This is a genomic window from Rhodococcus sp. ACPA4 (genome assembly GCF_002300185.1).
Lineage (GTDB): Bacteria > Actinomycetota > Actinomycetes > Mycobacteriales > Mycobacteriaceae > Rhodococcus_F > Rhodococcus_F globerula.
Genome location: NZ_NSDY01000001.1, coordinates 1,918,988 through 1,945,334, shown reverse-complemented (window position 1 = coordinate 1,945,334; position 26,347 = coordinate 1,918,988). Strand labels below are relative to the sequence as shown.

Sequence of the window (26,347 nt, the reverse complement as noted above, 5' to 3'; positions counted from 1 at the left end):
AGACAGCGGACTGAGAGGCCCGGACAGTGAAGGAAAAGGGCCGCAAGGTCATTGCGACCAATCGCAAAGCGCGTCATAACTACACGATCATCGACACCTACGAAGCGGGAATCGCGCTCGTGGGCACCGAGGTCAAGAGTTTGCGCGAAGGTAAGGCGTCACTCGTGGACGCGTTCGCAACCGTCGACAACGGTGAGGTGTGGCTTCGATCGCTGCACATTCCGGAATACACGCAGGGCTCGTGGACCAACCACTCGCCGCGTCGGACCCGGAAGCTGTTGCTGCACAAGCGCGAGATCGAACACCTCGTAGGCAAGACCCGCGAGGGCAACCAGACGCTGGTTCCGTTGTCGATGTACTTCTCCGACGGCAAGGTCAAGGTCGAACTTGCTCTCGCCAAGGGTAAGCAGGACTACGACAAGCGTCAGGACATGGCCAAGCGCACCGCTGAGCGTGAGGTGACCCGCGAGCTGGGGCGTCGGATCAAGGGCATGCGCGGGTAGTAGTCGGCCTGATCTCAGCCGCGGCGGTCGGCCGGCGCAGCGCGTAGGTGGACTCGTTCACCCTGCTTGCCGAACAGACTGATCACCTCGGCCGGGCGGCCGTCTGCCGCACTGAATCGGTGCGGGATATGAGTGTCGAACTCGGCGGCTTCACCCGCGCCCATGACAAAATCGCGATCACCGAGCTGTAGCCGGACCCGGCCCGACAGCACGTACAGCCACTCGTACCCTTCGTGAGTGCCCGGCTCGCGGATGTCCTCGGTGGGCGCGAGGATCATCTTGTAGGCCTGGAGGTTTCCCGGCTGGCTGGTCAACGGAATGATCGTCATCGATCCCACCTTTTGCGGTTCTTCCCGCACCCGAGGGTCTGCGATCTTGCTGTTGACGAGGTCGTCGAGCGGGACGCCGTGCGCTTTCGCAATCGGCAGCAGCAACTCCAAGTTGGCTCGGCGAGTGCCGGATTCGAGCCGCGACAGCGTGCTGACGTTGATGCCGGTCGCCTCGGAGAGATCGGTCAACGTCATATCGGATTGCTGGCGCAGTGTGCGCAGGCGCGGGCCGATTCTCGCGAGGACGGCGTCGAACGATGATTCGGTCATTCTTCCATTTTGCCAAATCAGCAATCATGTTTGTCAAGTTGGTGTTGCGATGCAATCCTGAATTCATGACACAGACCTCTTACGACGCAGCAGACACCTACGACGTGGCAGTGATAGGAGGCGGCGCTGCCGGACTCAACGCCGCGATCATCCTCGGTCAAGCCCGCAGATCCGTTGTGGTTTTCGACAACGGCGCTCCGCGCAACGCAGCGGCAGATCACATGAACGGATTCCTCTCTCGCGACAGGATGAATCCAGCCGAACTCCTCGCCATCGGACGCGACGAAGTCCGGAAATACGGTGGAGAGTTCCATGACGGGACCGTCGTGGCGGTCGAACGAGACGAAGACTCCCGTGGGAGTGGATTCGCGATCACCCTTGCTGACGGCGCTCGAATCTCGGTGCGCAAAGTCCTGGTGGCGACAGGATTGACCGACAGGTTGCCGGATGAACTCAGTGCCTTCGGTGAGCGGTGGGGCCGCGACGTCCTGCACTGCCCGTACTGCCATGGATACGACGTGCGTGATCAACCGTTGGGTGTCATTGCCAAGAGTGTCGAGTTCGCGATGCATCAGGCCCCGATGATCCGTCAATGGTCGGACGATGTGGTGCTGTTCCTCCATCGGATCGAGGATCTCAGCGCCGAGGATCGGGAAAAGCTTGCAGCGCTCAATATTTCGATCGTCGAAGGCGAGGTGGCAGCGCCAGTGCTCGAGGATGATCGTCTGGTCGGAGTGCAACTGGCCGACGGCAGAACTGTTGCGCGGTCGGCAATCTTTGTCGGAGGCGCGGTCACGATGGATCCGAACGATTCGATTCTGCGATCGTTCGGCGCAGCGACGGCGGCGACGATGATGGGTGAGTTCGTCACCGTCGACATGATGGGTGCCACAAGCGTGTCCGGCATCTTCGCGGCAGGCAACGTTGTCGATCCGAGTGCGCAGGTCATCATGGCCGCAGCAGCAGGCGCGAAGGCCGGAGCCGGAATCAACATGGCGCTTACGGCCGATGATCTGGAGGCGGCGTTGGCGCTCCGAGGTTCGATTTCTGCGTAGCAGTTGGTTTTCTGCGTAGCGTGGTGTGATGGATACGGTGCGAGTGTTGATCACAGGAGCTACCGGCTACATCGGCGGGCGTCTGGCGCCCAGGCTGGTTACAGCGGGGCATCACGTCCGAGTGCTGGTACGCAGTCCTGAGAAGTTGCGCGATGTGCCGTGGCGCGAGTCCGTCGAGGTAGTTAAAGCTGACTTGAGTGACAAGGCATCCCTTGCAGGCGCTTTCGACGATATCGACGTTGTCTATTATCTTGTCCACGCCATGGGCGGTGGAGGCTCGTTTTCCGATGTCGACAAGCGCAGCGCGGTGAATGTGGCCGAAGCGGCTGCGGCCGCTGGTGTTCGCAGAATCGTCTACCTCGGCGGACTGCATCCATCAAACGCAGAACTGTCGACGCATTTGAAGTCTCGGCTGGAAGTCGGCCGGATCCTGCTGGACTCTGCCGTTCCGACTGTCGTGTTCCAGGCCGGCGTGGTGATCGGTTCAGGTTCGGCCTCTTTCGAGATGGTTCGCCACCTGACCAACCGCCTGCCGGTGATGACCACACCGAAATGGGTGCACAACAAGATTCAGCCGATTGCCGTGCGCGATGTACTCCATTACCTGGTGGCTGCGGCGGCCACGACTCCGGAGATCAACCGCTCATTCGATATCGGCGGACCGGACATCATGCAGTACGGCGAGATGATGAACGCCTACGCCGATGTTGCGGGGTTGGTGCGTCGGCGCATTGTCGTTCTGCCGGTCCTGACCCCGAGGCTCGCCGGTCTCTGGGTGGGGTTGGTCACGCCCATTCCGCACGGGCTCGCAATGCCGCTGATCGAGTCACTGCAGAACGATGCCGTCATGCACGATCACGACATCGACGGTTTCATCCCGCCGCCAGAAAGCGGGCTCACCACATATCGCGAAGCGGTACGGCTGGCTCTGCGCAAGATCGAGAACGGAGAGGTCGAGACTTCGTGGTCGGGTGCAACCATCGCCGGCGCACCGTCGGATCCTCTACCGTCTGATCCGGATTGGGCCGGTGAAACGGTGTACGTCGACCATCGTGAACGTGATTGTGCCGCGGACCCGGAGACCTTGTGGAAGGTGGTCGAATCCATCGGCGGCGAGAACGGTTGGTACTCATTCCCTTTGGCCTGGGCAATTCGAGGATGGATGGACCGAGCGGTGGGCGGCGTCGGGTTGCGGCGGGGTCGGCGTGATCCGCGTCACCTCAATACCGGTGAAGCCCTGGACTTCTGGCGGGTCGAAGAAATCGACAGAGGAAAGTTGCTGCGACTGCGGGCCGAAATGAAAGTCCCCGGTGGGGCGTGGTTGGAGCTGAGAGTTTCGGAGGGGCAGCGCGTCTCCGAAGAGCAAGGTGGTGGATCGCGTCTGGAGCAGCGCGCTGTATTTTTCCCGCGAGGCTTGGCTGGGCGACTGTACTGGTACTCGATCCTGCCGTTCCATGGCGTCGTTTTCGAGGGCATGATCACCAACATCACCAGCACAGCAGAACGCTCGATTTAATTGGTATGACTTCCGTGCGGCAGCGCGTTATAGTAGGTAGCCCCACGAAAGACGCGGGGCACACACGGGGCTGAACGGTTTCGACTGCGTGTGTTGAGTTAGGGGAAGCGTGTCGGTGCAGGCAAGAGACCACCGTAAGCGTCGCTGCAAACCTATAAGCGCCGATTCCAATCAGCGCGACTACGCTCTCGCTGCCTAAGTAGCGAAGCGTGTCTGTCAGCCCGGGGTTGCCCTCGACCCGGATCCTGGCATCAGCTAGGGGGCTTTACTGTTCGGCTCGGTCACGGAGTTGGATGGGACATCAAACAGTGACTGGGATCGTCATCCTGGCTTGTTCGCGAGACTGGGAGATCCAAGTAGAGACTTAGCGAACTGCACACGGAGAAGCCCTAGCGATTCAACGTAGGACCCGGGTTCAATTCCCGGCAGCTCCACAAAGAGGCAGGTCAGACACTCGAAAGCGGGTGTAGGGCCTGCCTCATTTTTATGCCCGACAATGGCCCGATCAACACTTAGGTATGCACCCTGCCCGTCACGCTTTATGCTGCCCAACCGTCGAGGAGCACACTGACTGCGTGGTCCAGGTGCAGGGGGTCGCCGCCCCAGTTCGGAATGATCGCATTGTCCGGGATGTCGCCTCGCAGGAGCTGATCAGCCAGGCCGCTGATCGGAGGGGCCGGATCGATGACATCGCCGTTGAGCGTCCGGAACTCGAACTGTTGATCGCCAAGAGCAGTGATGGTGAACTGGCCACGATGTAGCGCTCGGTGGCAGGTCCCGCACAGCAGGATCAGGTTGTCGAGCTTGGTTTCTCCGCCGCGGCCCCAGAATTGCACGTGATGAGCGTGTAGGAATCTGGTTCGACCGCATCCTGGTGTCCGGCAGCTTCCGTCACGGTAATTCAACGCCAACATTTGTTTGTGACTGGTGACGCGGGTCTTCCGGCCTAGATTGAGCACGCATTGCTTCTTGGTCTTGGCCAGGCGCAGGTGGGCGTTACAGAGGACTTCCTCGGAATCGTTGTCGGGGAGTACAGGTCCGCCAGGAACCCGGAGGTTGTCGTGTTCGTGGAAAAACACCACTTCGGCCGAGTTGCTGACGCCGCTCGCGTTGTTTGTCGGGGCTGTGGCAGCTATTTCGGCCATCGCGAGGAGTGCCGGTCCGATGTCGCCGGGTGGTTTTTTCGCAGCGTTCTGCTGAGTGATCGGCTCGTCCGATAACGCGGTGGCGTCATCGTCATTGTCGATCTTGGGCTCGTTGTCGGGTGACGGCATTGCTGTCTGTGTTCGTTCACGTTCTGCCGAGGTGAGTGCGGCGAGGATACGGGCGCCGTCCTGTGCAGCGAGGCGACCTTTGATGACAAAATCGCCCGTGTCGGGGTCCCAATGCCAGCGGACTTGAAAGCGTTCAGGCGCTTTACTTTTGCCGGATTCGTTGTCGGCGACTTTGCGTAACCCGGCAGTCAGACGGTCGATCTGTGCGGCAGGTGCTTCGCGGCCGAGTCGAACCATCTGCTTCTCATTTGAGGGAGTTGTGACTCGGGTAAGTGCGCGAACCTTCGAGTAGGACAAATTGCCTTGTTCGAACGCTTTCCGCATCGCGGGCAAAGGGCGGAGTGCTTTGGCGACACGAACGTATTCGCGTCCGGTGTGCAGGCTCATGCCACATTTCCAGGAGAGCCAGTGAGCGCATGAATGTAGGCCGGGACCGGCCCAGCCTCGTTGTTCGTCGAAGTCGGCGAGCAGCGTGAGGAATCGAGCGGTCGCTGCGGCGATTTGTCCAGCTAGTGCGCAGATTTCCACGCCGATGTTGTCGACGGCTTCACGCTTGGCCGCGAAGCCCATGACGTGATCGGTATCTCTGTCGTTATCTCTGTCGAGCTTGTCTGTGTCCATGCCAACCCCCCGGTTCGAATGTTCATTCGACAGTAGATCGAGGCACCGACAGATTTCGAAAAGCGTCCCCGCGGGGACGCTTCCGATCAAGAGAAGAAATCTCGCTAAGCCCCAATCCGCCAGGCTTTCGGTGCCGAATGCCCTATATGACGCTTCAGCATCGGACGCAGTATCGGGACGATCGCCACCTCACAGTGATGGTTCTGCCTGGTGGGAAGGTTTCGAGTCACCGCCGTTCGCGATTCTGGCATCTGTCGAACCTCCGGATGCGCCCGTTCTCGGCAGCGATTCGGCAACGTGGATTCGATGTCGTGGCGGTCAGGTATCGCACACGAGGGTGGAACGGTCGGGAGCAGAGCCCGGTTGCAGATGCGCGGCAGGTACTCGATCGGATCAAGGCACAAAACTCTGACGCGCAGGTGATTCTGCTCGGACATTCGATGGGTGGACGGGTAGCCGCCGCTCTGTCGGGTGACGCGGCAGTCATAGGAGTCGTCGCGCTGGCGCCATGGTGGCCGGCAGGGACGGACTTCGGACTGCGACAGGGTTGCCTGCTGCGGGTAGTGCACGGCACGGTTGACCGCTGGACCGACCCGGATCTTTCCCAAGCGGCGGTCGAGCGAGCGCGTAGATCCGGCCTCGACGCCGAGTGGATCGGCGTCGAAGGCGCCGGACACTTCATGCTGCGGCGGCCATCACTGTGGCACCGACTGGCAGCAGATGCGGTCTCGGAAATCGCAATGGTCTCGGAGAGCGCAGAGAAAACTACCGAAGCGAAGGCAGGCGAGCGACGATGAATTCGGGCAGACGGAGTTCGGTGAAGCGGAGTTCTGACAAGCGCAAGGTTGCAGTCGTCGGCAGCGGGGTCGCAGGTCTTACAGCGGCGTGGGTGCTGAGTAAGGACAGTGACGTCACGCTCTACGAAGCGGATTCGCGGCTCGGGGGACACGCCGACACACATGCGGTGACCGATCCTGAAGGTCGCAACTTCGCTGTCGATACAGGGTTCATCGTGCATAACGACCGCACCTATCCGACACTGTTGAGATTGTTTGCCGAACTTGGTGTCGTGACACAGGAATCGGACATGAGCATGTCGGTCCGCTGCGAGGGCTGTGGCCTCGAGTATTCCGGCGGGCAGGGGCTGCGCGGGGTCCTGCCAACGCCTGGACTACTGGTGAACGGCAGCTTTCTGTCGATGTTGATGGAGGTCAAGCGGTTTCATCGACGAGCGCGTGCACTGCTCGAGCAGCCCGAGGAGTCGACTGCCTCGACTGCCTCGACGCTCGATCAGACGCTCGGCGTATTCCTGCGTAACGGCAGATTCTCGGACTACTTCACCGCGCACTTCATGACCCCGCTGGTATCCGCGGTGTGGTCGTGTGACCCGTCGGCCGCTCTCGAGTATCCGGCGCGGTACCTCTTCGCGTTCCTCGATCACCACGGCATGCTTACTATCTCCGGTTCGCCGACCTGGCGGACGGTAACCGGTGGTTCGGTCGAGTACGTGAAAGCTGTGGCACAGAGCATCAGTGCCGTTCGCCTGAACACGCCGGTTCACGCGGTGTACCGGCACGGTGATTCAGTCGAGATTCGTGGGGGAGATGATCGGCTCGAGACATACGACGCGGTGGTAATCGCGACGCATCCGCAGCAAGCGCTGAAGATTCTCGCCGATCCTACGGCCACGGAGCACGAGGTTCTCGGGGCTATGCCGTATTCGATCAATCACACCCAATTGCACACAGACGAGACTGTGCTGCCCGACAATTCGAATGCGCGGGCGTCGTGGAACTACTACCTGCCGCATTGCGATGCGAGGCCAGATCACGTGCTCGTCAGCTACGACATGACCCGGTTACAGCGTCTACCGGAGACCGGTCGACGGTACATCGTGACTCTCGGTGGCAAGGACATGATCGCCGCGGATTCCGTCATCGACCAGATGACCTACGAGCATCCGCAATACACGCCGACTTCCGTTGCAGCTCAAAGCCGGCTTTCCGAGTTGGACTCGGATGTGCTTGCTTTTGCAGGCGCGTACCACGGGTGGGGTTTCCACGAGGACGGTGCATTGTCGGGTTTGCGTGCCGCGGAGCGGGTCGGAGGTCGGTGGCAGTGACCGGGCCGATTACACCGTCCATCGTCTACACGAGTATTCGCCACGTGCGAACAGAACCGCTGCACAACACATTCGAGTACAAAAGCTACAGCTGGCTGGTCGATGTGGACAAGTTGCCGCATCTGCCGAAAGCATTGCGTCCCTTGGCGAGGTTCACGGCTGCAGATCATCTCGGCGATCCCACCCTATCGATTCGCGTAAACGTCGAGTCGTTCTTGCGGGCCAACGGAATCGAGTTCGGCGGCGGCCGGATCCTCATGCTCGCGAATGCGCGTGTACTCGGCTATGTGTTCAACCCGTTGAGTGTGTTCTGGTGCCTGAATGACGATGGCGCCGTGCGGTGTGTGGTGGCTGAAGTTCACAACACCTATGGTGAGCGGCACTGCTACCTGCTCGAGACCAACGACAATGGTGCGGCACGCACGCCGAAGGAGTTCTACGTCTCGCCGTTCAATGACGTTTCCGGCGAGTACCGGATGAGGCTACCGCTTCCCAAGGAATCGGTGGAGCTGTCGATAGTGCTTGCCAGACCGGATCAGGCACCCTTTGTCGCCACGGTACGTGGTCGATGTGTTCCGGCCACCGCGGGCGTGATAATTCGGAGCTTTCTCGCGATTCCGACTGCACCACTGAGGGTCTCCGCGCAGATTCGATATCAAGGCATCAGGTTGTGGACCAGACGATTACCGGTAGTTCTACGGCCGCAACATCAACCGCAGGAGGCAGTGTGATGACAACCGTGATGACAACAATGACTCGTAGCGCTGAGGTCGAACGCTGGCCAGGAGTTGCCACCGTTCCCAGCGGTCTCAAGGTGCGGGTGGCGTCGCCGGTTGCACGGGCGCTGTTCCACAAGGCAGTCGCGCGCTTGCCCCTGTGCGTTCAGATGCCGAACGGTGATTTCTCGGGCGGCGGTGGACCCGATTCGCCGTTGATGGTCATTCATCGCCCGGATGACTTTGCTGCTCGGGTGGGCGACAGTGGTCTGATCGGATTCGGTGAGTCGTACATGGCGGGTGACTGGGAAGCCTCCGATCTCACCGCAGTCCTGGAAGTTTTTGCCTCTCGTGTGGCGACACTGATTCCCGACTTTCTGCAGCGGTTGCGTGGCCTCTACATTCCCAAGCAGCCACGCAGTGAACACAATTCGACGCAGAACACCCGCTCCAACATCGCGCGGCACTACGACCTCTCGAATGAGTTGTTCGAACTATTCCTCGACGACACGATGACCTATTCCAGTGCCTTGTTCGACGACCTGTCAGTAGGGGACTCCCAGTCATGGGACGTGTTCGCAGCCGCCCAGCACCGCAAAATTGATCGGTTGCTGGACGGTGCGGGCGTCGGGCCTGGTTCGCGAGTGCTTGAAATCGGCACTGGGTGGGGGGAATTGGCGATCCGAGCAGCCCAGCGTGGTGCGACGGTGCGTTCGGTGACGCTGTCGGTGGAACAGCAGGAACTGGCAGCCAAGCGGATAAGCGCTGCGGGACTGGCGGATCGCGTTCAGGTCGACCTTCTCGATTACCGGCAGGTGCAGGGGGAGTACGACGCAGTGGTGTCGGTCGAGATGATCGAGGCGGTCGGCCACCAGTACTGGGGAAGTTACTTCCAGAAGATCGACTCCCTGTTGGCGCCCGGTGGGCGTGCCGCGATCCAAGCAATCACGATGCCGCATGATCGGATGTTGGCTACCCGCAACACCTATACATGGGTGCACAAGTACATCTTCCCGGGAGGCTTCCTGCCCTCCATACGGGCGATCGAGGACGTCACCGAACGCATGACCACTCTTCGTGTGCGTGAACGCATGTCGATGGGTGATCACTACGCGCAAACGCTCCGCCTCTGGGATGAGCGGTTCAGTGCCCGCGCGGAGGAAGTCGCAGCGCTCGGATTCGATGACGTATTCACCCGCATGTGGCATTTCTATCTCTGCTATTCCGAGGCGGGTTTCCGTTCCGGATATCTCGATGTGCAGCAAGTGATTCTCGATCGGAGGAACCCGCGATGACCACCACGATAGATCGATCGATACAAGGCACCGGCGTTGCTGGTCGTCTGTCGGAAATCCTCAGTCCGCTTGTCGGCGGCGAACTTCCGGTTCGGCTGACGGCGTGGGACGGCAGCACAGCAGGGCCGGTCGATGCGCCGAAAGTGACGCTTCACAGCGCAAACGTGCTGCGACGACTCTTGTGGAATCCCGGAGAGTTGGGTGCGGCGCAGGCGTATGTTCTGGGCGAACTCGACGTCGAAGGCGATCTTGGCGAAGCACTCACGCATGTGTGGAAAGTGTCTGCCGAGCGTGGGCTGGGGTCGATCTCGCCGTCACCGTCGGTTATCCTCGCCGCGGTTAAGGCCGCGAGATCCTTGGGGGTGTTCGGGCGCCGGTTGCCACCTCCCGTGTCGCAGGCGCGGGTCAAGGGTCGCTTGCACAGTATGTCGAGGGATCGGGCGGCGATCGGTCATCACTACGACTTGTCGAACGACTTCTATTCGCTGATCCTCGACCAGAACATGGCGTACTCCTCGGGGTACTGGACTTCCGATGCACCGGAATACACTCTCGAAGACTCTCAGAAGGACAAGCTGGACCTGGTATGCCGCAAGATCGGACTCGATCGGGCGCGCGGGCAACGCTTACTCGACGTTGGTTGCGGGTGGGGTTCGCTGAGCGTCCACGCAGCTCGCGAGTACGGTGCCCACGTTGTCGGAGTGACGATCTCGGCGGAGCAGAAGGCGTTTGTCGACGCGAGGGTCCGATCGCTCGGCCTCGAAGATCGGGTCGAGATCCGACTGCAGGACTACCGTGAAATTCCGGACGGACCCTACGACGCCGTCGCGTCGATCGAAATGGGCGAGCATGTCGGCGAGGACAATTACCCGACGTATGTGAAAGCGCTGCACGACAATGTGATCGAGGGTGGTCGCGTGCTGATCCAGCAGATGTCGCGGACCGGGCCGCATCCGGGTGGTGGGCCATTCATCGAGTCGTTCATTGCGCCCGACATGTATATGCGTCCAGTTGGGCGCACCGTGGCGATGATCGAGGAGGGTGGGCTGGAAGTGCTTGACGTTCAAGCGCTTCGGGTGCACTACGTGCGCACAGTCGACTCATGGATCGAGACGTTCGAGTCCAACTTCGATCGTGTCGTCGAGCTGGTCGGCATGGAGGTCGCGCGGGTGTGGCGTCTCTACCTCGTCGGCGGTGGCATGGCATTTCGTGACGGGCGGATGGGTGTGGATCAGATTCTTTCGGTGAGGCCGTCATGTCTTCGATGACGCTCGGTCCGATGTTGTTCGCGAGCTTTCTGGCGGTTGTCGTCACGATGGCGGTTACGGCGTCGATCGGTATACGTATCGGCCGGCACAATGTTGTCGACGTGTCCTGGGGTGTGGGCTTTGTCGTCATTGCCGCAGTATCGGCAGTAGTCGGTGCGGGCGATCTGTGGCGCCGTCTACTGATGCTCGCGTTGGTCGGCATCTGGGGCCTGCGATTGGCGTGGCACATGGCTGTGCGCTCGCGCGGTAAGGGCGAGGATCCTCGGTACGAGCAGATGCTGGGAAAGGCGTCCGGCAGTCGAACTCTGTATGCGATACGGAAAATCTATGTGACGCAAGGTATCTCCCTGTGGTTTGTGTCGCTGCCGATTCAGGTGTCCGCGGTGTCGTCAGGTGGGTTCAACCTGTTGGTACTCCTGGGAATCGTGTTGTGGCTGGTCGGTGTGACGTTCGAGGCGGTCGCCGATCGTCAGATGGCCGAGTTCAAATCCGATCCCGGCAGTTACGGGCACATCATGGATCAGGGACTGTGGGCGTGGACGCGTCATCCCAATTACTTCGGTGACGCCTGCGTGTGGTGGGGCATATTCCTCGTCGCGGCATCGGTATGGCCAGGAGTATTGACGGTACTCTCACCGATTGCGATGACATATTTTCTCGTGTTTGCGACCGGCGCGCGACTTCTCGAGCAGCACATGGCGCACCGCCCCGGTTATCGTGAGTACCAGGAGCGGACGAGCTACTTCATTCCGCGGCCGCCGAAGTAGGTCTGGCTCAGGAGTGGGTCTGGCTCAGTAGTAGATCTGGCTCGAGCGAGTGAGGAGCGTGAATGAGTGAACTGGGCTTGCCGGCGGCTATCGGAGCGGTGGCCGCCGGTGGTGCGCTCGGAGCGCTGACGAGATACGGGTTGGGTGAGTGGTTTCCCCATATCTGGACTACTCTCGTGATCAATGTCGTGGGGTCGCTGATCCTCGGAGTGCTTGCGGCACTGCTGATTCACGACAAGGTCTGGTACATCTTCCTGGGCACGGGATTCTGCGGTGGCTTCACGACGTTCTCGTCGTTTGCGGTTCACGCGGTTACCGAAAGTCCGATGCGATCTATTCTGTACGTTCTCGGCACTTTGATTCCGGCGATCTTGGCCGCAGCGTGGGGCAGAGCCCTTGGCGAGCGCTGGATGCGTCGTCGTGAGGGGGCGAACGTATGACCGTTCTCCTCGTAGCGATCGGCGGAGGCGCCGGAGCGACCGGTAGGTACCTGCTCGCGAAATACGTCCCGACATACCGGGGATTTCCGGCAGCAACATTCGCGGCTAACGTCCTGGGTTGCTTTCTCCTCGGATTGTTCACCGGCGCAACACTCTCCACCGCTATGGCGGCCTTGCTTGCAACCGGGTTCTGCGGCGGTTTGTCCACGTACTCGACGTTTGCGACCGAAAATGTAGGCATGCTGGACAAGCGTCAGACGGCGATGTCGCTGGTGTACATCATCGCCAGTCTTGTCGTTGGGCTGAGCGTCGCCTGGTTGGGAATTCAGATCACAGGGTAGAGAATGAGCGGCAGTCGTGTCGGCTGCGTAGTCGACCACCGGGCTTAGGGGGATTCGTGGCGCACGAACGAGCAGGACAGGTGGCGCAACCACAGGATTTGATCGACGTTCCGCACTTGGTTTCCGCGTATTACACACGGACACCTGATCCTGAGGATCCGATGCAGCAGGTGCTGTTCGGGACGTCGGGGCATCGGGGTTCCAGTCTGGACGGCGCGTTCAACGAAGCGCATATCCTGGCAACGACGCAGGCGATCGTGGAGTACCGCGCATCGCAGCACATTGACGGGCCGTTGTTCATCGGCCGCGACACGCACGCGTTGTCCGAGCCGGCCTGGCTGTCTGCGCTCGAAGTTCTTGTTGCCAATGACGTAGTGGTGCTGGTTGATTCGCGCGACGCCTATACCCCCACACCCGCTGTGAGTCACGCGATTCTGCGATACAACTCCACTGCGCCCGAGGCCAAGGCCGACGGAATCGTCGTGACGCCTTCGCACAATCCGCCCCGTGACGGTGGGTTCAAGTACAACCCGCCCCACGGCGGCCCAGCTGATACCGATGCCACGTCGGTCATCGCGGACCGTGCCAACCAACTGCTCCGCGACGGACTGGCCGGCGTCCGGCGCGTCACGACGGAACAGGCGCTGGCCAGGGTCGAGCGGTACGACTTCCTGCGCTACTACGTCGACGACCTGCCGTCGGTGCTCAACCTCGACGCCATTCGCGACGCGGGTATCCGCATCGGCGCAGATCCGCTCGGCGGCGCCAGTGTCGACTACTGGGGAGCCATCGCCGAGACTCATCACCTCGACCTCGAGGTCGTCAATCCTCTGGTCGATCCGACGTGGCGATTCATGACGCTCGACACCGACGGCAAGATCCGCATGGACTGCTCCTCGCCTGACGCGATGGCGTCGTTGATCGGTATTCGGGATCGCTACGACATCGCCACCGGCAACGACGCGGATTCCGATCGGCACGGAATCGTCACCCCCGATGGCGGTTTGATGAACCCCAATCACTATCTGGCCGTTGCCATCGAGTACCTCTTTGCTCACCGCCCACAGTGGGCTGCAGGCACGAAGGTCGGGAAGACGCTGGTCAGCTCATCGATGATCGACCGCGTTGTGAACGGACTGGGACGCGAACTCCTGGAGGTACCCGTCGGCTTCAAGTGGTTCGTACCCGGGTTGCTCGACGGTTCGGTCGGGTTCGGCGGCGAGGAAAGCGCGGGAGCGTCCTTCTTGCGTCACGACGGTTCGGTGTGGACGACAGACAAGGACGGCATCATTCTTGCGCTGCTCGCGTCCGAGATCACGGCGGTGACCGGCAAGACGCCGTCGGCGCACTACACAGCGCTGACCGAGAAGTTCGGTAGCCCCGCCTACGCCCGCATCGACGCGCCCGCGAGTCGCGCGCAGAAGGCGGTACTGGCAAAACTGTCACCCGAGCAGGTCACCGCGACGGAACTGGCGGGGGAGCCGATCACCGCGGCGCTGACGGCAGCGCCCGGAAATGGCGCCGCGATCGGCGGATTGAAGGTGACCACCGAGAACGCGTGGTTTGCGGCCAGGCCGTCGGGAACCGAGGACGTGTACAAGATTTATGCCGAGTCGATGAAGGGCGCCGATCATCTGGCTCAGGTTCAGTCTGCGGCGAAGGACTTGGTGTCAGGTGTCTTGAACGCGAACTAGCTCGCGGCCCGCTCGTGTCGCCCGGCTAGAATCCCGGGCGACATGAAAACTCGCGCAGCCAGGCTGCCACAGGAAATCTGGGTGCTGGTTTCCGCCAGCTTCGTCATCGCTCTCGGATTCGGCATCGTTGCCCCGGCGCTACCGCAATTCGCCCGCAGCTTCGATGTATCGGTTACGGCCGCCACAGTCGTCATTTCGTCGTTTGCGTTCATGCGCTTGGTGTTTGCGCCGATGAGCGGCACCTTGGTGCAGAAACTCGGCGAGCGCCCGGTGTACATCCTGGGACTGTTGATCGTCGCGTTGTCCACCGGAGCGTGCGCGTTTGCGCAGGAGTACTGGCAGCTGCTGCTGTTCCGGTCACTTGGCGGTATCGGTTCCACCATGTTCACCGTGTCGGCGCTTGGCCTGCTTATCCGGATGTCGCCGCCCGACCATCGGGGACGCGTATCCGGTCTGTATGCGACGAGCTTCCTGATGGGCTCGATTACCGGTCCGATATTTGGCGGCGCGCTGCTGCAGTTCGGCCTGCGGATGCCGTTCCTCATCTATGCGGCAACGCTGGTTATCGCTGCCGCTGTGGTTTTCTTCAGTCTGCGCGGTTCACATCTTGCGTCGCCGGACAAGGGTGCGGCGATCACGCCTATGACGTTGGCCGAGGGTCTACGTTCACCGGTCTACCGCGCTGCTCTGGGTTCGAACCTGGCATTCGGCGGTGTCATCTTTGGCGTGCGCGTCGCGATGGTTCCGCTTTTTGTCGTCGAGGCTCTCGGCCGCGAAGACTCGGTGGCCGCATATGCGCTGGCAGTTTTTGCGGTCGGAAATGCGCTGGTTCTGACCTTCTCGGGTCGGCTCTCGGACAAGTACGGACGTAAACCGTTCGTGCTTGCCGGGCTGGTTGTCTGCGGCGCCGGCACGATGGCGATCGGATTCACGCACAACTTGGTGGCGTTTTTCCTGATTGCTGCCGTGACGGGCGCAGGATCCGGTTTGATGAGTCCGTCGCAGCAGGCTGCGGTTGCCGACGTCGTCGGGTCCAAGGCGCGCGGTGGTCCCGTTCTGGCGGTGTTCCAGATGATGTCCGACGTTGGTGGTGTGGTCGCGCCGATCTGCGCCGGACTACTGGTTGAGCATTTCTCGTACTCGGCGGCCTTCGCGACGATGGGAGCTGTGGTGATCATTGCGAGCGTGGGTTGGCTGCTGGTGCCTGCGAAGGCTGTGACCGCGAAAACAGTCAGTTCGGAAGTCCCTCTGTAGGCTCGGCTCGTGGCTATTCGCATCGTGAGTCTTGTGGCCCGCTTGGGTTTGGCAGCCGTGTGGCTGATTTCGGGTGGCATCAAATTCCTCGATCCCGTTCAGACGAAGATCGCCGTCCGGGCGTATCAATTGTTGCCCGAGAGCCTGGTCGGCCCCGTGGCGATTGCGATGCCGTTGGTCGAGATCGTTCTCGGATTACTGCTGCTCGTAGGCCTCGCCGTACGAGCGTCGGCTGCAGTGTCGGTTCTCATGCTGGTTGTGCTCATCAGCGTGATCATCTCGGTCTGGGCACGTGGATTGTCCATCGACTGCGGCTGTTTCGGGGGAGGTGGAGCTGCCGACGTCGACGCGTGGGACTACCTCAGCGAGATCCTGCGCGACATCGGATTCCTGGCATTGGCCCTGTGGTTGTGTTTCTTCCCACGGTCACCGCTCGCATTGGGACAGGGATCACGTACCGCATTCTCAGTTGAAGCACAGTCTTCAATGGCAAGGTGAATACCCGGGGAAGGTAACCCCTCGGTAAAATCGTTTCGACGCACGAAGGACTGCATCAGCGTGAGCGCCAAGAACAACAAGTACAAACCGGAACCGGTGTCGAGTCGGTCCACTTATGTCATCGGTGGAATCGCGGTCCTGGTGATCGCAGCCCTCGTCATCGGCGGTGTCCTGTGGCAGTCGAGCAAGAACAAGGTGCAAAACGACGGCTACGGCTCGGTTCAGAACTCCGAGGTGGTTGTCACCGTGGAGGACAACGGCGTCGTGCTGATCGGAAAACCGGACGCACGTACCACTCTCGACATCTTCGAAGACCCGCTGTGCCCGGCGTGCGCTGCACTCGAGCACTTGAGTGGCCAATCGGTGTCGGCGGCAATCGACGCCGGTGACGTCGCTGTTCGCTATCACATGCTCAACTTCCTCAACCGGGCATCGAGCAGCGGTGATTACTCCACCCGCGCGGGCGCCGCATTGCTGTGCGTCGCGCAGGACGGCGACGCGATTGCCTACTCGAATCTGCACACCACACTCTTCTCTCCGGACAACCAACCGTCTGAAGGCGGCAAGAGTGATCACACCAACGACGATTTGGCTCGGATAGCCGGCGAAGCCGGTGCATCGGATGCAGCGACTACGTGCATCTCCTCTGGAGCGAACGTGGAGGCCGCTGCGGCCAATGCTGCTGCGGCGAGTGAGGCGCTCTCCGCAGCCGGCGGAACGGGCACCCCGACGGTTATCGCCGACGGCAAGATCGTCAGCACCAAGAACAGTGACTGGGTTTCGCAGTTCACCTCCTGAAGCAGTGTGCGGCCGCTCTGAAACCCGGAGCGGTCGCACCAGCTTGACCTGGCGATTTGTTGCTCACCGCGCAAGTGGTGTAACTTTCTTCAAGCAAGCGGCAAGCAGAACAACCGCCTGCGAGTTCGAACTGAATACGGGGCTATGGCGCAGCTGGTAGCGCACCACACTGGCAGTGTGGGGGTCAGGGGTTCGAGTCCCCTTAGCTCCACCAAAAAGAGCAGGTCAGACAAAATGTCTGACCTGCTCTTTTTTGTCGTTTTCGGCCGTTAGCTCAATGCCCGCTCGAGTGCCTCGCCCGTAGCAACGGCGTACGGGGCCCGCAGAATGTCTTCGTGCGATCCGGCTACATCCTCGAAAGTGATCTGGCCGGTGGCGATGGCCGACCAATCGTGTGCATCCTGTCGGTTGTCGTCGCCGCGGATGACCACAACAGAACCGCGATACGGGCTTGGCGCGTACTTGCGCAGGGACGCCAGTCCGCGATGGTAGAAGAGGTACCACTGCATCGACGGGTCGAACTGCATGATGCCCGCGACTTGGTACCGGAGCCAGATACCCAGAACCGATGTTTTCGAGGTCCGGGCTCGGGCATTGAGCACCGGCTCGCCGGATTCCGATGGAGCCGGCGGCTCAGTGGTGTCAGGCCGCGGCCCGATCATGTTCTCCCGCAACCGAGTGTCCAGAATGACAACGTGTTCGACGATCTCGCCTTCCGCGTGGAGGCGATTCGCGATTTCGAGGGTGACAAACCCGCCGTGGGAGTAGCCGCCGAGCACATACGGGCCGTGCGGACGGACCTTCCTGATCTCACGGATGTATCGGTCGGCCATCTTGGCAACGGTGCGATCGGGGAGCCCGCGAGATTCCATCCCGTGTGCTTGCAACGCGTACACAGGTCGATCACCGGACATCGCCTGCACCGTCGCGAGAAAGCTCAGTGCAGGCGCACCGGCTCCGGTGATCAGGAAGAGCGGAGTTCGGGAACCGCTCGTGGCAAGGGGAACAAGCACAGATGCCCGGCCTTCGTCACGCTTCTTGTTGCGCAGCATCGCGTCGACCAGCGCGGCGAGTTCGCGGATGGTGGTGGCGCCGGCAAACTGGGCGGCGCTGACGGTGACCAGTACAGCGGCTCGTAGTGCGGCGAGCATTTCTGCGGCAGCGAGTGAATCTGCGCCGAGGGCAAAGAAGTCGTCGTCACGGTCGAGTGATTCGATCCCGATGATCTTGGACCAGATGATGGCCACCCGAAATTCGGTGACGGTCTCGAGAGTCGGCGTGGCGGTGGAGGTGGAGGTAGCGACCGGCGCCGGTGTCGGCAGCGCGTTGCGATCGATCTTTCCGCGTTCGTTGCGGGGAATCGAGGCCAGCATCACGATGTGGCGGGGAACCATCCAGCCGGGCAGGCTCAGAGATACCGCGCGTCGAATCTCCGCGGGAGACAGAGCAATTCGCTGTGAATCACTCACGACGTATGCGCAGAGCTCTGGGTGGTCGTTCTCGGTCCGAACGATCACGGCCGCATCGACGACGCCGGCCACCGCGCGGATGGCGACGTCGACTTCGGTGGGTTCGACAAGGTATCCACGAATTTTCACAGCATCGTCGAGTCGGCCTTTGAGTTGCAGTTCGCCGTCCCTGTCGATGCATCCGCGGTCGCCGGTGCGATACAGGCTGATGCCGTCGCCCAGCGGTGTGAATCGTTGCGCTGTCCGCTCCGGGTCGCCGTGATAACCGTCGGCCAAGTCGCTGGAAATGACATGGATTTCGCCGATCTCGCCGTCGGGCAGCTGGTTGCCCTCGGAATCGACTATCCGGACTTCCTTCCCGTCACGTGCTCGACCGGCGGGGACGATGCCCTCCGGGAACGTGGCTGCGGGAGGAAAGACGTTGTAGGCGACGACCCCCGTTTCCGTGGTTGCCATCCAGTTGACATAGGTCACGTCTGCGAACCCGCGATCACGGTGACGTTGGTAGTCGTCGCCATGAACAGCCTCGCCGTAGGTAACGACAACGCGTAGGGAACTCTGGGGATCTGCGCCCGGTTCGGCGGCATTCTGCTGCGTCCACGCCCGCAGGAACGACGGTGCGCAATGAGCTGTGGTGATCGAGTTTCTCCGGAGCCAACTGCCCAGGGTGGAACTGCCGTCGACGCGGGGGTCCCAGCAATACACGGTGACACCGTTCATCAAACCCATGATGAGTGCGGTGATACCCGCGCCGAAGCTGACGGGCAGAAGGTTCCCGATGTGATCGTCCGGTCGGAGATCGATGGCGGCGGCAAGTTCGTCCGCCTTGTTCAGACACATCGAATGGCTGAGCACCACTCCCTTGGGTGCGCCGCTGGTGCCGGAAGTGAATGCGATCATGGCTGGATCGGAGCTCAGTGACTCGAGTGCGTTGCCGAAACGGAACGGAGTGGCAGCGGCGTGTTCGAGGATTGTCGCGATGGAGACCGCGCCCGACGTGGACAGGATGTGCTCGCGCCTGGCCGGCGGCAGCTGCGGGTCGATCATGACGAGTGGCCGACCGGAGATCAGTGTGGCAAGGATGCGGACAACGGCCTCGGCGGTGGGGTCGAGTTCGACAGCTACCGGACAGCGGCCGTGCGGCCCGCGAATATCGAGTTCACGCGCGAGTGCGTCTGCGCGGACTTCGAGATCTGCGAACGTGATCTGATCCCGTGGGGTGACGACGGCAACGGTGTCGTGCTGCATAGAGGTGACGCGGCGCCACCGCGATTCGATGGTTTCGTCGATGACGGCATACCGCGTCCGTTCGAGCCCTAGATCGACCACGTTCATGTCTGACGCTCCGTTCCAGCTATCAGTTACTTATTAGCAAAGACTACAGAAGGTTGGGTATCGAGGTCTATAACAAACCAAAAGTAGTTTTCCATACGACCAATCCGCGGGACCATCCGCTCCGAATGTCAGGCGAGAAAACAAACGAACGGAAGGCAATGACATGAAGTGGTCGGGGAGATGTGCGATTGCGGCAGTCGGAGCGGGTGTCGGTATGGCGATGACGGCCATGCCGGCGCAGGCAGCTCCGATGTCAGCGGACTTGTGGCAGCCGTTGGCACCGGTCGAAAAATTGGATGTCGAACGCTACGTCGGCGACTGGTACCAGCTGGCAGCGGTGCCTCAGCCGTTCAACCTGATGTGCGCCAAGGACACCCGGGCGCGATACGAGGTGCTCGACTCGTCGAATGTGAGCGTGCAGAATACGTGCACGACCTGGGCTGGGGACCAGAGCGGCATCGCCGGTAATGCGCGGGTTACCGATACGCAGTCCGCAGCGCAACTTCATGTCAGTTTCCCGGGCGTACCTTTTCAGGATGGACTGGACGGGCCGCCCAACTACATCGTCACCTACATTGCCGACGACTACTCGTGGGCACTGGTGGGTGACCCGCTTCGAACGTCCGGGTTTGTATTGTCGCGTTCACCCGCAGTCGATGCCGCGGGGTGGAGTGAGATACGCCGAGTTGCCGAGAGTCGCGGGTACAACGCATGCACGATCGTGACGTCACCGACAACCGAAGGCAAGAAGGAGATTCAGCCGCTCTGCACAATCTGACGGCCCGCTAGGATTGCGTGGTGCCTAGGATTTCTTGGTGAAAAAACAGATTCCCGTGATCGTCGTCGCAGGATTTCTGGGTTCGGGAAAGACGACGCTCCTCAATCACCTTCTGCACAACAACAACGGTGTGCGCATCGGGGTCATCGTCAACGACTTCGGCTCGGTCAACATCGATTCGATGATGGTGGCCGGCCAAGTCGACTCGACGCTCTCACTGAGCAACGGGTGCCTGTGCTGCGCGGTCGATGTATCCGACATGGACGAGATGCTCGACAAGTTGGCGCACAGCCAATCCGAGATCGACGTCATCGTCATCGAAGCCAGCGGACTGGCGGAGCCGCGCAACATGATCAGGTTGGTGCTGGGCAGCGAGAATCCGCGGGTCGTGTACGGCGGCCTGGTTGTTGTTGTCGACGGGGCCAACTTCCGATTGACCCGTAGCACCCATCCCGAGCTCGATCAGCACGTCGGGTTAGCGGATTTACTTGTCGTGAACAAGATCGACTGCGTCGACTCTGCGGAACGCGAGGCCTTCACGGAGGTGATTCGTGGGCTCAACCCCCGAGCGCCGATTGTGGACACGACTCACTCGCGCGTGGACCCAGCGCTGCTGTTCGATTTCGCGGCCGCGCCGCAGCCGTTACCTGGCCAGCAGATGAGCCTCGACGAACTGCTGCGCGACGATCATCACGACCACATTCACACCCATTACGAGGCAGTCGATTTTGTGTCCGACACGGCGCTCGATGCGCGCGCCGTCACAAAATTTCTCGAGAACCAACCGGCCGGTGTGTACCGGATCAAGGGGTTCGTGAACTTCGATATCCGGGGTTACACAGGCAAATTCGAAGTACAGACAGTGGGTGATCACGTGCGAATCACACCATTACGGTGGAAGGCCGGCGAGCCGCGGACTACACAGTTGGTCGTGATCGGCAGCGGCATGGACAGTGCGGTCGTCCGGGACACGTTGAGTGAGTGCATACGCGTCGAGGGAGTCGAGTTGCACCCCGATGCGATGCTGGGATTGCACCGCTATACCGTCGGAGCGTGAGTGAATCAGCTGTATCTGTGTACGAAGCGATCCGGCGCCGGCGCGACGTGCGGGCAGAGTTTTCCGGTGAGGTTATTCCGGACGATGTGCTGATGCGCATCCTCGACGCGGCACATCGGGCGCCGAGCGTCGGGAACACGCAGCCGTGGGATTTTGTGGTGGTCCGCAATCCGGACACGCTCTCGACATTTGCCGCGCACGTCGCGGAGGCGAGGGTCAATTTTGCTCAGTCTCTGCCTGACGATCGGCGCGAGACGTTCGACCCCATCAAGATCGAGGGGATCACGGAAAGCGGTACCGGGATCGTTGTCACCTACGACCCGTCGCGCGGAGGCCCAAACATTCTCGGCCGTCACACGGTCGACGACACCGGCTTGTTCTCTGCAGTTCTCGCAATTCAAAACCTGTGGCTGGCCGCGGTTGCCGAGGACATCGGCATCGGGTGGGTGTCGTTCTACGACGAGGAATACCTCACCGAACTGATGAACATTCCGGCTCCGGTGAGGCCCATTGCCTGGCTGTGCATCGGGAAAGTAACTCAGTTCCAACAGGTTCCGGATCTCGAGCGCTTCGGATGGAAACAGCGCCGGCCATTGGCCGACGCTGTCCATTTCGAAACCTATTGAGTTGTCCGCTCGCGGTTAGCGGGCCGCGGGACGTCCACCGGTACGGGCCCGGCCTGCGCCGCCGGACCGCGCGCCACGAGACTGACCACCCTGGCCGCTGCGAGCCTGACCGCCCTGACCGGAACGTGCCTGGCCGCTACGAGCCTGACCGCCCTGACCGGAACGTGCCGGACGAGATCCGCGGCCGCCGCCCTGCGGTGCCACCGGAGCCTTGGGTGCGGGGGTGACATGCGGTGCGATGTCGCCGACAAGCTTCACGACGTGCTCGGAGTTCGCAGTCGATCGAACGGGCGTCACCTTGATAGCTGCCTTGCGCATGAGGATCGCGAGATCCTTGCGCTGCTCGGGCAGGACGACGGTAACTACGTCACCGGCGCTGCCGGCGCGAGCGGTACGGCCACTGCGGTGCAGGTACGCCTTGTGCTCGGCCGGGGGATCGACGTGCACAACCAACTCGACGTCGTCGACGTGAACGCCGCGAGCGGCAACGTCGGTGGCAACCAGAACGCGAGCCTCGCCGGCGGAGAACGCGGCAAGGTTGCGATCGCGGGCAGCCTGCGACAGGTTGCCGTGCAGGTCGACGGACGGAATGCCCGACTCGGTGAGCTGGCGAGCCAACTTACGAGCCTGGTGCTTGGTGCGCATGAAGAGGATGCGTCGGCCGGTGCCGGACGCCAGCTTCTCCACCAGAGCCTTCTTCGCTTCGACGCCGTCGACGTCGAACACGTGGTGCGTCATCGCGGCGACGGGGGAGTTGGCCTCGTCTACCGAATGCATGACCTCGTTCTTGAGGAAACGCTTGACGAGCTTGTCGACGCCGTTGTCCAGGGTGGCGGAGAACAGCAGTCGCTGGCCGTCGGCCGGAGTGGACGAGAGAATGCGGGTGACGACGGGCAGGAAGCCGAGGTCGGCCATGTGGTCGGCCTCGTCGAGGACCGTGATCTCGACGGCGTCGAGGCTTACGAACTTCTGCTTCATGAGGTCTTCGAGGCGACCGGGGCACGCGACGACGATGTCGACTCCGGCCTTGAGCGCCTGGACCTGACGGTGCTGCGAGACGCCACCGAAGATGGTGGTGACGCGCAGTTCGTAGGCCGCGGCAAGCGGCTCGAGGGTTGCGGTGATCTGGGTGGCTAGCTCGCGGGTCGGCGCGAGAACCAGTCCGAGCGGGCGGCCCGGACGACGCTTGCCGCCGGCCAATTCACCCGCGAGGCGCGAGACCATGGGGATGGAAAAGGCAAGCGTCTTACCGCTGCCGGTCTTTCCGCGGCCCAGGACGTCGCGTCCCGACAGAGTGTCGGGGAGGGTGTCGATCTGGATCGGGAAGGGGGAGGTGATTCCGCCGTCTTCGAGTGCTTTGACCAGCGGCGGACGTACACCGAGGGAAGCGAAGGTAGCGGTAGTGGTGACAGTCGAGGTGTCGGACAAGTGTGTTCAGAGCCTTTCGGGGCACTTTGCGTGCCCGGATGCCGACACGGCAAAACAGCCGTATCTGACAATCAAGCACAGTGGTGGCGGCGCTGCCGGTCGGCAGGCTTCTTCGCCGTAAGAAGTGCGGGTGCGTTAAGCACTCTTCGCGAACTGAAGTTGCGTTCTTTCGACGCTGGGTGCCCACTTTCGGACACCTAGTGATGCTGAGTCTACCTGGACCGCGCGGCTTCTCTACAACCCGACCCACTCGGAAACGCCACTGGCGAAGCGCTGACGCTTCCAGATCGGCACTTCGGCCTTGATTCGTTCCACCAGTTCGGCGCACGCTGCAAACGCTTCCGCGCGATGTGGGGCAGCGACCGCGGCAACCAAAGCGTGGTCGCCGATCTCGAGATGTCCGACGCGGTGAATCGCTGCGACGGGTAGGCCGGTAGAAGCCGACACTTCCTCGCAGCAGGTGCGCAGAAACCGTTCGGCGTCGGGGTGTGCCTGGTACTCGAGGGCTGAAACAGCTTGGCCACCATCATGATTGCGCACCGTGCCGGTGAAGACGACAACTGCGCCGTTCTTCGGTCCGGCGACGGCAGCGTCGACGGTGGCGGCTTGAATCGGGTGTTCGGAAATTCGTGCGAGCAGTTCAGTCATCGTGCATTCCTCCGCCTGCAACCTGCGCGAGCAAGTGATCGATGATGGGGTCGAGGACGGCAAGTCCGTCCTTCACGCCGCCCGGAGATCCGGGCAGATTGACGATGACAGTGCGCTCTGTGAGTCCTGCCACTCCGCGGCTGAGCGAGGCGTGTGGGGTCTTTTCGAGCCCCTTTGTGCGGATCGCTTCCGCGATTCCCGGTAGTTCGCGGGTGAGAACGGCAAGCGTCGCTTCGGGCGTGGCATCAGTGGGAGAAGCGCCGGTTCCGCCGGTGCTGATGATCAGGGCTGGGGAACCGGTTCTGGCGTCGTCGATGCCCGCGGCGATGTCGGCGTCGGCGTAGACCAGTGGGCCGCGCACTTCGAAATCGCGATCCCGGAGCCATTGTTCGATGGCCGGGCCGGTTGTGTCGGGGCGGGTCCCAGCGGCGCCACCGGTAGACGCGACAAGGACGGCCGCGGTGCGCGTGGTGTCGAATGTGTTTGGGGCAGTGCCTGATTCAGGTGCCGGGCCGCTCTCGCGCGTCCAATGTCCGCGTTTACCGCCGTCTTTGGTGAGCAGGCGGACGCCGTTCATGGTGGCAGCGGGGTCAATGGCTTTGACCATGTCGTGCAACGTGAGCCCGGCCACGGCAACCGCTGTCAGCGCCTCCATCTCGACGCCCGTCTGCCCGCGAGTCTTGGCCGTAGCTTCGACGGTGATCGAGGTCTCGGTGAACCCGAACTCCACTTTGACGGACGACAACGCGAGTTGATGACACAGCGGAATGAGCTCGGACGTCTTCTTTGCGCCCGCGATGCCGGCGATCCTTGCTGTCGAGAGGACATCGGCTTTGGGCATTCCGTCGGCCCGGACGAGGCGAATGACTTCCGCAGTGGTGACCAGTTCACCTGCGGCCACCGCAATGCGCGTCGTCTCGGCTTTTGCGCTCACGTCGACCATGCGGGCGCGGCCCTCGCCGTCGACGTGTGTCAGTTCGGTCATTGAAAGTCCTTACCGTCCTTTTCAGTTGCAGCGTTTCAGTTGCAGCGTTTCAGTTCCAGGCAGAGAGCGGAATGACGCTTACCGGTGTTCCGGCATCAAGTTCGGTGACGTCGGCTGGAATGTCGAGAAGCACGTCCGCCCAGGCCATCATGGCAACAAGATGGGAGCCGGTGCCGGACACCGGTTCGACGCCCTCGCCGGAGCGTCGTCCGCGGAGGAACTGGCGCTTGCCGGGGATTGATCGCAGCGCGGCAGTCAAAGGGCGACGTTCGGATGCGATGGGTGGCAGTCCGGCGGCGCGTCTGATGTTCTCGCGTGCAAACACTTCGAACGACACCATTGTGCTCACCGGGTTTCCGGGGAAGCTCAGTATCGGAACCTCGTTGACCACAGCTGAGCCCTGCGGGCCGCCCGGCTGCATCGCGACGTGACCGAACGCAGCACCGAGGGGTTGCAGCGTTTCTTTCACGACCTCGAAGTCGCCCATGGACACACCGCCGGAGGTGAAGACAAGGTCTGCGACAGATGTTGCGTACGAGAGTAATTCGCGGAACACATCCGGATCGTCGGTGCTGCGGGCGATGGATACGACGTCGGCCCCGTTGGCGCGGGCCAAGCTCGCCAGGGCGGGCCCGTTGGAGTCGTAGATCTCGCCGGGGTTGAGTTGTGTTCCTGCGCTTTTCAATTCGGCGCCAGTAGTGATGACGGCGACCCGTGGCGGTGTGTATGTGATGACAGTTGCTGCGCCAACGGCCGCGAGTGCCGCGATGTGCCGCGGTTCCAGGCGAGTGCCTTCTCGAACCAGGAGCATGCCAGCCGTGATGTCGCTTCCGCGTTCACGGACGAACTCTCCGGCGGCGCGTCCACGGTTGATCGTGACGGCGTGCTTCGAGACGCCGGTGGTGTCTTCGACTGGGATGACGGTGTCTGCGCCTTCGGGCATAGGCGCGCCGGTCATGATCCGAAATGCCGAGCCCACGAGATGTTTCGGGGGAGTGCCACTACCCGCTGCGAGAACTCCTCGGACAGCGAGTGTGACGGGCGTGTTGCGTACGGACTCGGCGTCGACGGCGTAGCCGTCCATTTGCGAATTGCGGAACAGAGGCAGATCGACAGGGGAGGTGACGTCCGCCGAGACTATCGACCCCAGCGCCTCGGTGAGGGGCAGGGCGGTGGGTGCCAAAGTGTGCAACGCGGCCAGCAATCCGGATACGTGCTCTTGATGGTCTTCGACGGAACGTGCGCTCACAGCGATAGCCT

Annotated in this window: 25 protein-coding genes, 1 tRNA gene and 1 other RNA gene; 20 read left to right on the top strand and 7 right to left on the bottom strand. The window is 61.7% G+C overall.

The genetic code is table 11. From position 1 onward, the window contains the following. The first annotated feature begins 26 nt into the window (after positions 1 to 26). On the top strand, positions 27 to 503 hold the full coding sequence (gene smpB / locus CJ178_RS08850) for an SsrA-binding protein SmpB (protein WP_033231128.1): 477 nt from the start codon (positions 27 to 29) through the stop codon (positions 501 to 503). 14 nt (positions 504 to 517) lie between these two features. Here the strand turns inward: smpB and CJ178_RS08845 are convergent, their stop codons facing one another. Next, positions 518 to 1,102: a helix-turn-helix domain-containing protein gene (locus CJ178_RS08845; RefSeq protein ID WP_095886548.1), complete on the bottom strand. Its 585-nt coding sequence runs from the start codon at positions 1,100 to 1,102 to the stop codon at positions 518 to 520. Between the two features lie 65 nt (positions 1,103 to 1,167). Here CJ178_RS08845 and CJ178_RS08840 point away from each other — a divergent pair, with 65 nt between their 5' ends. The 3 genes from CJ178_RS08840 to ssrA all read left to right on the top strand — a co-directional run bounded on the left by CJ178_RS08840 (position 1,168) and on the right by ssrA (position 4,110). Next, a complete protein-coding gene (locus CJ178_RS08840; protein WP_257013067.1) occupies positions 1,168 to 2,157 on the top strand; it encodes an NAD(P)/FAD-dependent oxidoreductase in 990 nt (329 codons plus the stop codon). Between the two features lie 28 nt (positions 2,158 to 2,185). Continuing rightward, complete coding sequence (locus CJ178_RS08835) at positions 2,186 to 3,673, top strand: SDR family oxidoreductase (protein WP_095886546.1); 1,488 nt, start codon at positions 2,186 to 2,188, stop codon at positions 3,671 to 3,673. Between the two features lie 66 nt (positions 3,674 to 3,739). Continuing rightward, positions 3,740 to 4,110, top strand: a transfer-messenger RNA (tmRNA) gene (ssrA, locus tag CJ178_RS08830). Positions 4,111 to 4,212: 102 nt separating this feature from the next. Here the strand turns inward: ssrA and CJ178_RS08825 are convergent. After that, the gene (locus CJ178_RS08825) at positions 4,213 to 5,568 is read right to left on the bottom strand and encodes an HNH endonuclease signature motif containing protein (RefSeq protein WP_257013066.1); all 1,356 of its coding nucleotides are present in this window, start codon (positions 5,566 to 5,568) and stop codon (positions 4,213 to 4,215) included. Between the two features lie 146 nt (positions 5,569 to 5,714). Between CJ178_RS08825 and CJ178_RS08820 the strand changes: the two genes are divergently transcribed. From CJ178_RS08820 to CJ178_RS08760, 13 genes are all read left to right on the top strand, one after another. After that, positions 5,715 to 6,365 carry an alpha/beta hydrolase gene (locus CJ178_RS08820; RefSeq protein ID WP_095886545.1) on the top strand — a complete coding sequence of 217 codons (651 nt, stop codon included), beginning with the start codon at positions 5,715 to 5,717 and terminating at the stop codon, positions 6,363 to 6,365. Next, complete coding sequence (locus CJ178_RS08815) at positions 6,362 to 7,690, top strand: NAD(P)/FAD-dependent oxidoreductase (RefSeq protein WP_095886544.1); 1,329 nt, start codon at positions 6,362 to 6,364, stop codon at positions 7,688 to 7,690. The genes CJ178_RS08820 and CJ178_RS08815 overlap by 4 nt, the downstream gene beginning before the upstream one ends. After that, positions 7,681 to 8,421, top strand: a complete 741-nt coding sequence (locus CJ178_RS08810; protein ID WP_095886543.1) for a DUF1365 domain-containing protein — start codon at positions 7,681 to 7,683, stop codon at positions 8,419 to 8,421. The genes CJ178_RS08815 and CJ178_RS08810 overlap by 10 nt, the downstream gene beginning before the upstream one ends. Positions 8,422 to 8,432: 11 nt before the next feature. Continuing rightward, positions 8,433 to 9,701, top strand: coding sequence for an SAM-dependent methyltransferase (locus CJ178_RS08805; RefSeq protein WP_095887902.1), 1,269 nt, complete (start codon positions 8,433 to 8,435; stop codon positions 9,699 to 9,701). After that, complete coding sequence (locus CJ178_RS08800) at positions 9,698 to 10,969, top strand: SAM-dependent methyltransferase (protein ID WP_095886542.1); 1,272 nt, start codon at positions 9,698 to 9,700, stop codon at positions 10,967 to 10,969. The genes CJ178_RS08805 and CJ178_RS08800 overlap by 4 nt, the downstream gene beginning before the upstream one ends. After that, a complete protein-coding gene (locus tag CJ178_RS08795; protein WP_095886541.1) occupies positions 10,957 to 11,736 on the top strand; it encodes a DUF1295 domain-containing protein in 780 nt (259 codons plus the stop codon). The genes CJ178_RS08800 and CJ178_RS08795 overlap by 13 nt, the downstream gene beginning before the upstream one ends. Positions 11,737 to 11,798: 62 nt before the next feature. Then, a complete protein-coding gene (locus tag CJ178_RS08790) occupies positions 11,799 to 12,176 on the top strand; it encodes a fluoride efflux transporter FluC (RefSeq protein ID WP_033231121.1) in 378 nt (125 codons plus the stop codon). Then, entirely contained in the window at positions 12,173 to 12,517 is a 345-nt protein-coding gene (gene crcB / locus CJ178_RS08785) for a fluoride efflux transporter CrcB (RefSeq protein WP_033231120.1), read from the top strand. Before CJ178_RS08790 ends, crcB begins: the two co-directional genes overlap by 4 nt. Before the next feature lie 56 nt (positions 12,518 to 12,573). Further along, positions 12,574 to 14,211, top strand: coding sequence for a phosphoglucomutase (alpha-D-glucose-1,6-bisphosphate-dependent) (pgm, locus tag CJ178_RS08780; protein WP_033231119.1), 1,638 nt, complete (start codon positions 12,574 to 12,576; stop codon positions 14,209 to 14,211). A gap of 42 nt (positions 14,212 to 14,253) precedes the next feature. Further along, complete coding sequence (locus CJ178_RS08775) at positions 14,254 to 15,465, top strand: MFS transporter (RefSeq protein ID WP_033231118.1); 1,212 nt, start codon at positions 14,254 to 14,256, stop codon at positions 15,463 to 15,465. A gap of 9 nt (positions 15,466 to 15,474) precedes the next feature. Next, a complete protein-coding gene (locus CJ178_RS08770; RefSeq protein ID WP_033231117.1) occupies positions 15,475 to 15,963 on the top strand; it encodes a MauE/DoxX family redox-associated membrane protein in 489 nt (162 codons plus the stop codon). Between the two features lie 60 nt (positions 15,964 to 16,023). Continuing rightward, positions 16,024 to 16,761: a DsbA family protein gene (locus CJ178_RS08765; RefSeq protein ID WP_033231116.1), complete on the top strand. Its 738-nt coding sequence runs from the start codon at positions 16,024 to 16,026 to the stop codon at positions 16,759 to 16,761. A gap of 138 nt (positions 16,762 to 16,899) precedes the next feature. Further along, positions 16,900 to 16,975, top strand: a tRNA-Ala gene (locus tag CJ178_RS08760). 55 nt (positions 16,976 to 17,030) lie between these two features. On the opposite strand, the gene CJ178_RS08755 is transcribed toward CJ178_RS08760, so the two are convergent. Continuing rightward, positions 17,031 to 19,565, bottom strand: coding sequence for an alpha/beta fold hydrolase (locus CJ178_RS08755; protein ID WP_095886540.1), 2,535 nt, complete (start codon positions 19,563 to 19,565; stop codon positions 17,031 to 17,033). A gap of 163 nt (positions 19,566 to 19,728) precedes the next feature. Between CJ178_RS08755 and CJ178_RS08750 the strand changes: the two genes are divergently transcribed. Genes CJ178_RS08750 through bluB form a run of 3 tightly spaced genes read left to right on the top strand, consistent with a single transcriptional unit; the run spans position 19,729 to position 22,026 of the window. After that, positions 19,729 to 20,343, top strand: coding sequence for a lipocalin family protein (locus tag CJ178_RS08750; RefSeq protein WP_033231114.1), 615 nt, complete (start codon positions 19,729 to 19,731; stop codon positions 20,341 to 20,343). A 34-nt stretch (positions 20,344 to 20,377) separates the two neighbouring features. Continuing rightward, entirely contained in the window at positions 20,378 to 21,400 is a 1,023-nt protein-coding gene (locus tag CJ178_RS08745) for a CobW family GTP-binding protein (protein ID WP_045070440.1), read from the top strand. Next, complete coding sequence (gene bluB / locus CJ178_RS08740) at positions 21,397 to 22,026, top strand: 5,6-dimethylbenzimidazole synthase (RefSeq protein ID WP_033231112.1); 630 nt, start codon at positions 21,397 to 21,399, stop codon at positions 22,024 to 22,026. Before CJ178_RS08745 ends, bluB begins: the two co-directional genes overlap by 4 nt. A gap of 15 nt (positions 22,027 to 22,041) precedes the next feature. On the opposite strand, the gene CJ178_RS08735 is transcribed toward bluB, so the two are convergent. The 4 genes from CJ178_RS08735 to CJ178_RS08720 form a co-directional block, all read right to left on the bottom strand. Next, entirely contained in the window at positions 22,042 to 23,454 is a 1,413-nt protein-coding gene (locus CJ178_RS08735; protein ID WP_095886539.1) for a DEAD/DEAH box helicase, read from the bottom strand. Positions 23,455 to 23,688: 234 nt separating this feature from the next. Continuing rightward, positions 23,689 to 24,102, bottom strand: coding sequence for a molybdenum cofactor biosynthesis protein MoaE (locus CJ178_RS08730; RefSeq protein ID WP_033231110.1), 414 nt, complete (start codon positions 24,100 to 24,102; stop codon positions 23,689 to 23,691). Further along, positions 24,095 to 25,087 (bottom strand): bifunctional molybdenum cofactor biosynthesis protein MoaC/MoaB, encoded by a 993-nt coding sequence (gene moaCB, locus CJ178_RS08725; protein WP_095886538.1) that lies wholly within the window; start codon positions 25,085 to 25,087, stop codon positions 24,095 to 24,097. The genes CJ178_RS08730 and moaCB overlap by 8 nt, the downstream gene beginning before the upstream one ends. 49 nt (positions 25,088 to 25,136) lie before the next feature. After that, positions 25,137 to 26,336, bottom strand: coding sequence for a molybdopterin molybdotransferase MoeA (locus CJ178_RS08720; RefSeq protein ID WP_095887901.1), 1,200 nt, complete (start codon positions 26,334 to 26,336; stop codon positions 25,137 to 25,139). Between the last annotated feature and the right edge of the window lie 11 nt (positions 26,337 to 26,347).

Bases quoted from the DNA above. Each gene is read 5' to 3' on its own strand.
- CJ178_RS08845 (WP_095886548.1), bottom strand. From the start codon at position 1,102: ATGACCGAATCATCGTTCGACGCCGTCCTCGCGAGAATCGGCCCGCGC.
- CJ178_RS08840 (WP_257013067.1), top strand. From the start codon at position 1,168: ATGACACAGACCTCTTACGACGCAGCAGACACCTACGACGTGGCAGTG.
- CJ178_RS08835 (WP_095886546.1), top strand. From the start codon at position 2,186: ATGGATACGGTGCGAGTGTTGATCACAGGAGCTACCGGCTACATCGGC.
- CJ178_RS08825 (WP_257013066.1), bottom strand. From the start codon at position 5,568: ATGGACACAGACAAGCTCGACAGAGATAACGACAGAGATACCGATCAC.
- CJ178_RS08820 (WP_095886545.1), top strand. From the start codon at position 5,715: ATGACGCTTCAGCATCGGACGCAGTATCGGGACGATCGCCACCTCACA.
- CJ178_RS08815 (WP_095886544.1), top strand. From the start codon at position 6,362: ATGAATTCGGGCAGACGGAGTTCGGTGAAGCGGAGTTCTGACAAGCGC.
- CJ178_RS08805 (WP_095887902.1), top strand. From the start codon at position 8,433: ATGACAACAATGACTCGTAGCGCTGAGGTCGAACGCTGGCCAGGAGTT.
- CJ178_RS08800 (WP_095886542.1), top strand. From the start codon at position 9,698: ATGACCACCACGATAGATCGATCGATACAAGGCACCGGCGTTGCTGGT.
- CJ178_RS08795 (WP_095886541.1), top strand. From the start codon at position 10,957: ATGTCTTCGATGACGCTCGGTCCGATGTTGTTCGCGAGCTTTCTGGCG.
- CJ178_RS08790 (WP_033231121.1), top strand. From the start codon at position 11,799: ATGAGTGAACTGGGCTTGCCGGCGGCTATCGGAGCGGTGGCCGCCGGT.
- crcB (WP_033231120.1), top strand. From the start codon at position 12,173: ATGACCGTTCTCCTCGTAGCGATCGGCGGAGGCGCCGGAGCGACCGGT.
- CJ178_RS08775 (WP_033231118.1), top strand. From the start codon at position 14,254: ATGAAAACTCGCGCAGCCAGGCTGCCACAGGAAATCTGGGTGCTGGTT.
- CJ178_RS08755 (WP_095886540.1), bottom strand. From the start codon at position 19,565: ATGAACGTGGTCGATCTAGGGCTCGAACGGACGCGGTATGCCGTCATC.
- CJ178_RS08750 (WP_033231114.1), top strand. From the start codon at position 19,729: ATGAAGTGGTCGGGGAGATGTGCGATTGCGGCAGTCGGAGCGGGTGTC.
- CJ178_RS08730 (WP_033231110.1), bottom strand. From the start codon at position 24,102: ATGACTGAACTGCTCGCACGAATTTCCGAACACCCGATTCAAGCCGCC.
- moaCB (WP_095886538.1), bottom strand. From the start codon at position 25,087: ATGACCGAACTGACACACGTCGACGGCGAGGGCCGCGCCCGCATGGTC.